This window comes from Rugamonas fusca (assembly GCF_014042365.1).
GTDB lineage: Bacteria > Pseudomonadota > Gammaproteobacteria > Burkholderiales > Burkholderiaceae_D > Rugamonas > Rugamonas fusca.
This window is the reverse complement of the sequence record NZ_JACEZS010000057.1, coordinates 1-1,331: the sequence shown is the minus strand read 5'-3', so window position 1 is coordinate 1,331 and position 1,331 is coordinate 1. Positions and strand designations below refer to the sequence as shown.

At 49.7% G+C, this 1,331-nt stretch carries 1 protein-coding gene and 1 rRNA gene; one reads left to right on the top strand and one right to left on the bottom strand.

From position 1 onward, the window contains the following. The first annotated feature begins 7 nt into the window (after positions 1-7). Positions 8-120: ribosomal RNA gene (gene rrf / locus H3H36_RS26280) — 5S ribosomal RNA — on the top strand. A gap of 139 nt (positions 121-259) precedes the next feature. Here the strand turns inward: rrf and H3H36_RS26275 are convergent. Continuing rightward, positions 260-796: a porin family protein gene (locus H3H36_RS26275; protein ID WP_182220981.1), complete on the bottom strand. Its 537-nt coding sequence runs from the start codon at positions 794-796 to the stop codon at positions 260-262. Positions 797-1,331: the final 535 nt, after the last annotated feature.

Below are 1,331 nucleotides of genomic sequence, written 5' to 3'. Positions count from 1 at the left end.
GTCAAAGCTTGATGACCATAGCAAGTTGGTCCCACCCCTTCCCATCCCGAACAGGACCGTGAAACAACTCTGCGCCGATGATAGTGCTGCAACCAGTGTGAAAGTAGGTTATCGTCAAGCTAGTTATATAGAAAAACCCGCCAGAGAGATCTGGCGGGTTTTTCGCATTCTGCGGCCATGTGTTTTGCACGGCATTGCCGTGCTTCACCATGAAAAAAGCGCTGACTTTTGTGTTGACGGGTTTTTTTCGTCTTCGATATCAGAATTGGAAACGCAGTCCCACGGTAAGGAAATTGACCTCGGTTTTCGTCAGGCGCGATGCTTCCAGGTTTGCTGACCATTGGCGGTTGAATGCATAGCTGACACCGATACCGATGCTAGGGTCGGTTTCGTGCGTGGTCGGCAGCGATGTTCTGGTGGATGGCATACGCGTGCGGCCGATACCCAGGCGGCCATAAACGCTGAATTGATCGCTGACCGGGACCGAGCCCAGCACAGCGACGCCGATATGGCTATCCGGATAATTTCCTGGCGCCGCAAGAAGTCCTTTGAACGGATCAAAGCTTAACGTTTGGGCGAATACCTCCGCACCAAAATTTGGCGTTGCCTGGTATCCAATCGCGAGCGTACCGCTCGCATCATTTCCACTTTCAACATACTTCGATGAGATGCTGGCCCTGCCCAGATTGAGGCCGACATAGGCACCTGGCTCAAATGGGTTAGCGGCAAAAGCCGGCACTGCGAGTGACAGGCCCAATACGAGCGCGAGGGAAGATTTGATCTGCAATGTTCGCATAGAATTCCTTAATGAGATGCCAGACCAGGTTGCTCGATTAATCTGGCGGATATAAATGTACCAATGGGCAGAAATACCTTATTAACAATCTTTCCGCTTGGTAAATTCTAGTGTCTAATTGCCTTTATTGCAAGTCCTGACAACTACCAGCGGAATTCCGTCATGCCTGACTGTAGGACTTGCCAAGCCAGCGGTATGTTTGCTATAGTTCGGTCCCTCGCGAAACGATGCATGCAAATGCGAGTTAAGTGAAGAAAACGAGGGGTTGACGAGCTGAACGAAACACCGCATAATCTCATCTCTCTGCTGACGAACAAAACGCTTCGCAGCAACGCAGTACCGAATAAAGTTCTTTAACAATTCACAGTCGATAAGTGTGGGCGTTTGATGGAAGTGCACGCGGAGTTCGTCTCCGCGATACTTAAAATATCAAATGTTCACAAGAAATAAATGAAATAGGACGCTTCTTAGGAAGTGGCCTGTCAGTATTTTGAGTGAGCGACCCGCTAGCAATAGCGGTGGCAGCAATGCCAAA